Source organism: Myxococcus sp. AM009 (genome assembly GCF_013372605.1).
GTDB lineage: Bacteria > Myxococcota > Myxococcia > Myxococcales > Myxococcaceae > Myxococcus > Myxococcus vastator.
Genome location: NZ_JABXEP010000240.1, coordinates 1 through 8,087 on the forward strand (window position 1 = coordinate 1; position 8,087 = coordinate 8,087).

The 8,087-nt window shown below is 70.6% G+C and carries 9 protein-coding genes; 6 read left to right on the forward strand and 3 right to left on the reverse strand.

What is annotated here, in order from left to right; translation table 11 throughout:
• The coding region (locus tag HV824_RS33550; protein ID WP_303623447.1) for an MYXO-CTERM sorting domain-containing protein at nucleotides 1-1,324 on the forward strand (1,324 nt) is incomplete at its 5' end.
• 31 nt (nucleotides 1,325-1,355) lie between these two features.
• On the opposite strand, the gene HV824_RS33555 is transcribed toward HV824_RS33550, so the two are convergent.
• Together HV824_RS33555 and HV824_RS33560 are read right to left on the reverse strand one after the other, a co-directional pair.
• Complete coding sequence (locus HV824_RS33555) at nucleotides 1,356-2,153, reverse strand: TIGR00266 family protein (protein ID WP_163786341.1); 798 nt, start codon at nucleotides 2,151-2,153, stop codon at nucleotides 1,356-1,358.
• 54 nt (nucleotides 2,154-2,207) lie between these two features.
• The gene (locus tag HV824_RS33560; protein WP_176421440.1) at nucleotides 2,208-2,732 is read right to left on the reverse strand and encodes a hypothetical protein; all 525 of its coding nucleotides are present in this window, start codon (nucleotides 2,730-2,732) and stop codon (nucleotides 2,208-2,210) included.
• 176 nt (nucleotides 2,733-2,908) lie between these two features.
• Between HV824_RS33560 and HV824_RS33565 the strand changes: the two genes are divergently transcribed.
• The 5 genes from HV824_RS33565 (at nucleotide 2,909) to HV824_RS33585 (ending at nucleotide 7,265) form a co-directional block, all read left to right on the forward strand.
• Complete coding sequence (locus HV824_RS33565; protein ID WP_176425089.1) at nucleotides 2,909-4,126, forward strand: metallophosphoesterase; 1,218 nt, start codon at nucleotides 2,909-2,911, stop codon at nucleotides 4,124-4,126.
• A gap of 96 nt (nucleotides 4,127-4,222) precedes the next feature.
• Nucleotides 4,223-5,272 carry a type IV pilus twitching motility protein PilT gene (locus tag HV824_RS33570; RefSeq protein WP_255208548.1) on the forward strand — a complete coding sequence of 350 codons (1,050 nt, stop codon included), beginning with the start codon at nucleotides 4,223-4,225 and terminating at the stop codon, nucleotides 5,270-5,272.
• A 197-nt stretch (nucleotides 5,273-5,469) separates the two neighbouring features.
• Nucleotides 5,470-6,015 carry a hypothetical protein gene (locus tag HV824_RS33575; protein ID WP_368671066.1) on the forward strand — a complete coding sequence of 182 codons (546 nt, stop codon included), beginning with the start codon at nucleotides 5,470-5,472 and terminating at the stop codon, nucleotides 6,013-6,015.
• A gap of 10 nt (nucleotides 6,016-6,025) precedes the next feature.
• Complete coding sequence (locus tag HV824_RS33580; protein ID WP_176421442.1) at nucleotides 6,026-6,799, forward strand: DUF4157 domain-containing protein; 774 nt, start codon at nucleotides 6,026-6,028, stop codon at nucleotides 6,797-6,799.
• Nucleotides 6,800-6,830: 31 nt separating this feature from the next.
• Nucleotides 6,831-7,265 carry a LysR substrate-binding domain-containing protein gene (locus tag HV824_RS33585; protein ID WP_368738136.1) on the forward strand — a complete coding sequence of 145 codons (435 nt, stop codon included), beginning with the start codon at nucleotides 6,831-6,833 and terminating at the stop codon, nucleotides 7,263-7,265.
• A gap of 96 nt (nucleotides 7,266-7,361) precedes the next feature.
• Here HV824_RS33585 and HV824_RS33590 read toward each other — a convergent pair.
• Nucleotides 7,362-8,087, reverse strand: a 726-nt coding sequence (locus HV824_RS33590) for a LysM peptidoglycan-binding domain-containing protein (protein WP_306465660.1), incomplete at its 5' end; no start/stop codon positions are given.

Genomic DNA, 8,087 nt, shown 5'->3' on the forward strand with positions numbered 1-8,087 from the left:
ACGCCGTCACCCCTTGCAGCAGCACGCCGCCGCCACCGCCGCCACCGCCCAGGCCGCGGGCGGGAACGGTGGCAACGTCAGCTACCCGGACTGGGTGCTCGGCCCGGGCGGTGGCGGCGGTGGCGGCGGCGTGCTGCTGCAAGGGGTGACGGCGTCGTGTCCCAGGGGCGTGCCGGGTGGCGCCGCTGGAACCACCAACACGGCGGATGGCGGCACGCACGGCGCGGGCATGGGGAGCGAGGGCTTCGCCGAGGAATACCTCGCGGCCTATCGCGCGCCTGGGATGCCGGCTGTCATCTCCCCTGTGTCCGGAGCGGTGGGCCTTCCACACCGGCCTCGCTTCGAAGGCCGGGCGGACCCTGGCGTCCGGGTCCTCGTGTTCGTCGATGACGTCGAGCGGCTTCAGGTGGGCGCTGGCGCGGATGGCCTGTTCACCGCGGCCATTCCTCCGGAGCAGGCGCCGCTCGATGTCGGCACGCACACGGTCCATGTGGTGGCGGAGTCGCTGGGCGCGTACAGCGCGCCCTCCGCGCCCGTGTCGTTCTCCGTCGCGGCCACGCTGGAGGATGGCGGCGTGGTGGTGGAGCCCATCCTGGTGATTCCGCGGGACGGCGAGACGGTGGGGACCACGCCGCTGTTCGCGGGCGTCGCGCCCAACGGGCTGACGGTGGGCATCGAGGTGGACAACGGCCCCGAGGTCATCATCCCCGTGGATGGCGCGGGTCGCTTCCGCTACCAGTGGCCGTTCGAAACACCGCTGGCGCCGGGCCCGCACTTCGTCACCGTCCATTCGCACAACGAGGCGGGGCTCAGCGGGCCCTACTCGCAGCCCATCCGCTTCGAGTCCGAGGAGGTGAGCGGCGGGGGCGACGGCGGCACGTCCGAGCAGGACGCGGGCACGTCCCAGGGAGATGGCGGCACGCAGGTGCCGGAGGACGGCTGGCCGGTGCTGGTGGTCCCCGCGGAGGGCGAGGTGGTGGACTCCACGCCGCTGTTCGCGGGCGCGGCGACGGCTGGCGCCACGGTGGTCATCGAGGTGGACGGCAGTGAGGTCGCCACGGTGACGGCCGATGACACCGGGGCCTTCCGTTACCAGGTGCCCCGCGAGCTCGCGCTGTCCGTGGGCGCGCACGAGGTCGCGGCGCAGGAGCACCTCGTCACCTCCAGCCAGGTGCCGGCGCGCTCGCGGACCACGGGCTTTCAGGTTCGGGGGCCCGCGGCGCTCGACGTGGGGTGTGGCTGCGGCGCCTCGCCCGTGGGCGTGGTGGGCTCCTGGGTGCTGCTGGCGGGGCTGGCCGGCCTGTCGCGGCGGCGTCGCGGATAGCGGTCCGCGAGCGGCCGGCCTGCCCGGTGCGTCAGTCGTCGCCCAGCAGGCTGCCCAGGCCGACGCCCCCGAGCACGCTGCCTTCTCCCGTCGCGCCGCCCGGGCGCGAGGCGGAGAGGATGCGGCCCGCGAGCCGGCTGAAGGGGAGCGACTGGAGCCACACCTTGCCGGGGCCGCGCAGCGTGGCGAAGAAGAGGCCCTCGCCGCCGAAGAAGGCCGTCTTGATGCCGCTCACCATCTGGATGTCGTAGTCCACGGTGGGCTGGAACGCGACGATGCAGCCGGTGTCCACGCGCAGCAGCTCACCGGGGCCCAGCGTGCGCTCGTGCAGCGTGCCACCGGCGTGGATGAAGGCGAGCCCGTCACCCTGGAGCCGCTGCATGATGAAGCCCTCACCGCCGAACAGGCCGGTGCCCAGCTTCTTCTGGAAGGCGATGCCCAGCGTCACGCCCTTGGCCGCGGCGAGGAAGCTGTCCTTCTGCGCGATCAGCTCGCCGCCGAGCTCGCTCAGGTTCACCGGGATGATTTTCCCGGGGTAGGGCGCGGCGAAGGACACCTTGCGCTTGCCTCGGCCGCTCTTGTTGAGGAAGACGGTGGTGAAGAGGGACTCGCCCGTCAGCAGGCGCTTGCCCGCGCCCAGCAGCGAGCCGAAGAAGCCGCTCGTCTTCTCCGAGCCGTCACCGAAGATGGTCTCCATCTCGATGCCGTCTTCCATGTACATGAGGGTGCCGGCTTCGGCGACCGCGGCTTCTCCTGGATCCAGCTCCACCTCGACGAACTGCAGGTCCTCGCCGTAGATGTGGAAGTCCACTTCGTGCATGCGTGCCATGGATGCGCTCCGTCGTGAGGAAACGGCGTGCACCATAGCCGCCCCGAGGTGGGGCTACCGCGACAGAATCACAGCCAGGGTGGCCACGAGCCGGGCGTCGTCGCCGCCAATGGCAGGCGGAATCGACAGCGACACCGGGTTCTCCAAGCCGGCGAGGCACGAACGCCAGCCTTGATAGCGGCCTTCTTCGGAGGCCGTGAGCTCGTAGCTGCACCGGCCCACGTCGCCCTTGAACGTCCGCGGCGTCACCTGGAAGTCGGTGAGCTGCCCGCCGAACGTGCCCTTGGCGCGCAGGCCGCCTTCCTCCTGTGTCAGCCGCAGGTCCACGGGGCCGCTTCCGTAGATGCCTCGGACCCGCGCGGCGTCCAGCGTGAGGTTGAGGGGCCTGCCGAAGGCGCGGCCTCGCAGGGTGTCGTCGCTGAAGCCGATCTGCAGGTCAGGGCTGGTGAGGTCGCGGTCGGTGACGCGCGCGTTGAGCGCGACCCGAGGCGTTCGCAGGTCCAGGTACTGGACGGGCTGGGCCCAGGCCGCGCCCGCCGCCGCGAGCAGCGCGGCTGTGAAGATACGTGAAGTTCTCATGCTTTGAACGTAGCTGGCTCGCCAACCTGCCGCCCGTGGCTTAGGTGTGGTGCACGAGATGAGGCGTTGACCCGCCTGGTGTACGGGCGGGTTGCCGGGCAGCGGCCCCAGGCGGCCGTTATGTCCCCGCGCTCCGGGCGCGGTCATGGCTGGCACCGGTGAGGAGGTTGTCGTTCGTGGCGGAGCTGACCCCAGGTGTGGAGCAGGAGGCCCGGCGGCCCAGAGTGCCCCTGTCGCTGGCATTGCGGTGGTTGATGTCGCTGGGCGGCATCCTCACGCTGATGGGCGGGCTGCACGCGTACCTCGCGGTGCGCCTGTTCGTGAGCCCGCAGCTGCCCCTGCCGTGGGCCTGGCTGGGCCCCGTCCTGCTGGCGCTGCTCTTCCTGTCGCTGCCGGTGGGAATGGCGGCGTCGCGCCGCGAGCCGACGCTCTGGACGCGGGCGCTCCAGTGGACGTCCTACGTGTGGCTGGGGGCCTTCGGCATCCTGCTGAGCGCGGTGGTGGTCGCGGACCTGGTGGGGCTGGGCCTGTCGTGGTCGAGCGTGGTGACGGACGCGCTGGCCCTGGCCCGGGGCAAGGCCTTGGTCGCGGTGGGGGTGACGGTGCCGGCGGTGGTGTACGCCTTCATCACGGCGCGTGGCCGGGCGACGGTGGAGCGGGTGACGGTGCCGGTGGCGGGCCTGGCGCCCGGGCTCAGCGGCCTGAAGGTGGTGCAGATTTCGGACATCCACGTGGGGCCCACGTTGGACGGACGCTGGCTGCGGCGCGTGGTGGAGCAGGTGAACGCGCTCCAGCCGGACGTGGTGGCGGTGACGGGCGACCTGGTGGACGGCACCGTGGAGGCGCTGCGGCACGAGGTGAAGCCCCTTTCGGAGCTGCGCGCGTCCCTGGGCGTCTTCTACGTCACCGGCAATCACGAGTACTACCACGGGGGGCCGGCCTGGGCGGCGGAGGTGGCGCGCCTGGGCCTCACCGTCCTTCAGAACGAGCACCGGGTGGTGGAGCGCGACGGGGCGCGGCTCACCATCGCGGGGGTGACGGACCACGACGCGGGGCACCTCATTGCCTCGCATGCCAGCCGTCCGGAGCTGGCGCTGCACGGGGCGCCCCACGGCGTGCCGCGTCTGTTGTTGGCCCACCAGCCCCGGTCCGCCCTGCGCGTGGCGGAGGCTGGGGTGATGGTGGACCTGCAGCTTTCCGGGCACACGCACGGCGGACAGGTGTTTCCCTTCATGTTCTTCATCAAGTTGCAGCAGCCGGTGGTGCGTGGACTTGCCACCATCGCCGGGGTGCGCGTCTATACCCACCGGGGGACAGGCTATTGGGGGCCGCCGCTCCGGCTGGGGCCGTCGCCTGAGATTGCCGAGCTGACCCTGGTGTCCGCCCCGGGTTGATTGCACACCATGTGCATCTGTTGCGCGTCCGCCTAGAGTCCGTGGCTCTCCTGGCTGAAGAGGGACACTCCCCTGGATCTGGCAACGCTCAACAAGCTGCTCGCGGTCGGTGTGCAGAACGGTGCATCGGACATCCACTTCCGGCCGGGGGACCCGCCCATCTACCGGGTCAATGGCGCGCTCCGGCCCTTGAAGATGGAGAAGCTTCACGCGGACCACACACGACAGGTGGCCTTCCATGTCGTGTCGGACCCCGAGGTGAAGAAGCAAATCGACACGCTTCAGGAGTGCGACGCGTCCTACAGCCTCCCAGGCGTGGCGCGCTTCCGGGTGAATATCTACCGGCAGCGGGGCTCGCTGGCGTGCATCCTGCGCATCATCCCGGATGAAATCCCAACCATTGACGGGCTGGGATTGCCGCAGGTGCTGAAGAAGATTGCCGGCAACGAGCGCGGGCTGGTGCTGGTGACGGGCGCGACGGGGTCGGGGAAGAGCTCCACGTTGGCGGCGATGATTGACCACATCAACCGCACGGAGAACCTGCACGTCCTCACCATCGAGGACCCCATCGAGTTCATCTACAAGAACATCAAGTCCTCCATCTCCCAGCGGGAGATTGGCCCGGACACGCAGAGCTTCGCGATTGCGCTGCGCGCGGCGCTGCGCCAGGACCCGGACGTCATCCTGGTGGGCGAGATGCGCGACACGGAGACCATCGACATCGCGCTCAAGGCGTCGGAGACGGGCCACCTGGTGCTCTCCACGGTGCACACGACGGATGCGTCACGCACCATCAACCGCCTGGTGTCGGTCTTCTCCGCCGAAGAGCAGACGATGGTGCGCATGCGCCTGGCGGACTGCCTCAAGGCCACGGTGTCGCAGCGCCTGCTGCCCCGGGCCAGCGGCAAGGGCCGCACCGTGGCGCTGGAAATCATGGTGCAGACGAAGACGGTGGAGCAGTACATCCGCGACGACCGCGCCAGCGAGCTGAAGGACGTCATCGAGAAGGGCCGCGACATGTTCGGCATGCAGTCCTTCGACCAGCACCTGACGCAGCTCTACCGGGAGGGGCTCATCACCCTGGACACGGCGCAGAGCGCGGCCTCCAACCCGGCCGACTTCCAGCGCGCGCTCGAGTTCGAGTGAGCGACGCGGCGATTCCCAGTGGAATAGTGTGGGTCAAATCGGACCCGGTACACCTGGATAGGTGTTACTTTTAACCCACTGAACGGGTGTGTCAAAACGCCCGACTCCGTGGGTTTGAAGGTCCAGGAATCCTGGAGCCAGGTCCGCGAATTGAAGCAAAGCTTGATATTTCCGCTATTGCTGGTTATTGTCGCGATGTGTCCAGCGCCCCCTCCCCCCTGATTCGCCGTGCGCAGTCCCTCCTCGATGCCCGCCACCTGGTGGAGGCTGGCGCACTGCGTCTTCCCATCGAGCCCACCGCTGAGCCCGCCTTCGCGCCCGCGCGGCGTCACCGGAGCGCGCCCAAGGGGCCTCGGGTGATGCTCGTCTCGGAGGAGCCGCTCTTCCGGCTGGCCATGGGCCGCGAGCTGACGTCAGACTTCGAGCTGGTCCCCACGTTGGGTATCGCGTCGGCGGACCGCCGGATGGACCTGGGCGTGGTGCCGGAGGCGGTAGTCGTGGACCTGGACTCCGTGGAGCGAGCGGCCGTGCCGACCTTCCTGGCGCGGCTGGTGGACCGGGACCTGTCGGGGCCGCGCATCCTCGTGTCGTCCCACTTCCGTCCCGAGGTGGCGGCGGCCTACAGCGCCTCCAGCCTCACGCACTTCGCGCTGTCCCGCCCGTGGCGCCCGGGCGCGCTGCGCACGTTGGTGGAGTCCGTCATGGGCCTCTCCGGGCTGCGCGCCATGACGGTGGGGCGCTGAGGAACATGGCATGAGCCACGCGGCCCCCTTCTCCGAGCGGCTGGTGGATGCGGGCCGGGGGCTGCTCACCGGTGTCACGAGCGCGTCGGTGGGCGTGGCTCGCAGCGTGGGCGTGGTGCTGAAGGCGATGGGCGGAGGCGTGGCGCAGTGCGCGCGCGGCCGGCCTCGCGAGGGACTGCCTCAACTGGGCCAGGGCCTGACGCGCGTGGCGCAGCTCCCCGCGGACGCCGTGTTGATGGTGGGCGGGCGCGTGCTCAGCTCGGTGCAGGTGCTGGTCGGTCTGGAGCCGCCGGGCCGCCGCCTCACGGTGGAGGAAATCACCCGCCTACGGCCCATCTTCGGAGACAGCCTGAACTACGCGGCGGTGCGGGTGAAGGTCGGCCGGCTGGGCCTGCTGGGCCTCCCCGGGCGGGCCTTCGCGCACGGCAACACCGTCTTCGTCCCGCCTCGGAGCGGGGCCGTGGACTTCGGCCTGCTCGTCCACGAGCTGACGCATGTGTGGCAGCACCAGCATGGCGGCACGGCCTACCTGAGCGCCGCGCTGGCCGCGCAGTGGTCCGGCGATGGCTACGACTGGCGCAAGGGCGTGAGCCGCGAGAAGCGGTGGGCCCAGCTCAACCCCGAGCAACAGGCGCAGCTCATCGAGGACGCCGCCGTCGCCGGCCTCATCCCCGTCACCTCGCCGGTGTCCCCGCGCATGAAGCTCCGGGGCTGGTCCGACGCGGCGCTCGACCTGCTGGATGAGGCCGTGGGCTGCCTGCACGCGGGCCGCGGCGCGCCCTGAGCGCTCACGGCTTGGGCGGGGCCAGCGGGTCGTGCTCGGAGAGGAGCCGGGACGCGCGCGCCTCATCCAGCCGCGTGCCGAGCTGCTCCATCTCGTGCTGCCCGCGCACCACCCGCAGGCGAAGCGTCCGCGGGTGCGGTTGGAGCAGCTGCGCGACGACGCGTTCATCGCCTACAGCACGGACCGGTACCTGAGGGACTTGCAGCTCGCGGCGCTGGCGCGGGCGGGCGTCACGCCCCGGCGCCTGCACGCGGCGGACTCCTCGGAGACGATTCTGGGCTTCGTGGCCGCGGGGCTGGGCTTCTCGCTGCTGGCCTCGCTCCTGCCGGGGGGGCCGCGCGAAGCCGGCGTGGTGTCCAAGGCGCTGCCGGGCGCGGGCACGGGCTCCGTCCACGCCGCCTGGAGGAAGACGGCCGCGCGCAGCCCGCTCATCCAGGCCGCGTTGTCGCTGGCGCCCCGGCGCTGAGCCGCCGCGGGCGCTTGAACGCCAGCGGGGCCCCGTGCCCGCCTGGAAGGTCGGACGCGGAGCCCCGGAGGTGCTCGCTCGGCTGCGGGCGGGTGCTCAGCCCTGGTACTGGTGCACCGCCATGATGGGGTAGTTCATGCTGGAGATGGTGACGCGCTGCGAGCCATCCGAGTTGACGTTGTTGGAGCCGATGAACGTCGGCTTGCCGTCCTTCCAGCCCGCGAACATCACCACGTGCTGGCCGCCGTTGGTCTTCATGGAGACCACGTCACCCGGCTTCGCGTCCTTCAGGTCGATGCGCTTGAAGTTGGGGTCCCGGTCCAGCTTGGCCATCAGGCCCATCACGCTGTTGTCGTGCTGCGCGTCGGAAATCTGGCCGGACTGCTCCAGCACGGCGGACACGAAGTTGGCGCAGTTGACGTTGTTGGGGACCCAGTCCTCCATGTCCGCGCCCACGCCGTTCTTCTCCAGCTTCAGCGAGCTCGCGTTCTTGTTCAGGTGCTGCGACGCGATGTCGAAGGGGCTGCCCTTGGGGCCGCGGGTGCCGGGGCCGGAGCTGTTGGGGCCCTGCACGCCCTGCGCGCCGCCGCTGCTGCCACCGCCCGTGGCGCCACCCGCGCTGCCCGCGGAGCCGCTCTCGAAGGAGTCCCGCGAACCCGGGATGTTCAGCGACTTGCCGGCGTAGATGAGGTCCGCGTTCTTGATCTGCGGATTCGCCTTCATCAGCGCGCTGACGCTGGTGTTGTGGCGCTGCGCCAGGTGGGAGAGGGTGTCGCCCGACTTGATGCGGTAGCTGCTCATGGGGGGCTCCGTGGGGGGTGT

Excerpts from the sequence above, each read along its gene's own strand:
- HV824_RS33560 (WP_176421440.1), bottom strand. The coding sequence starts at position 2,732 with ATGAGAACTTCACGTATCTTCACAGCCGCGCTGCTCGCGGCGGCGGGC.
- HV824_RS33580 (WP_176421442.1), top strand. The coding sequence starts at position 6,026 with ATGAGCCACGCGGCCCCCTTCTCCGAGCGGCTGGTGGATGCGGGCCGG.
- HV824_RS33555 (WP_163786341.1), bottom strand. The coding sequence starts at position 2,153 with ATGGCACGCATGCACGAAGTGGACTTCCACATCTACGGCGAGGACCTG.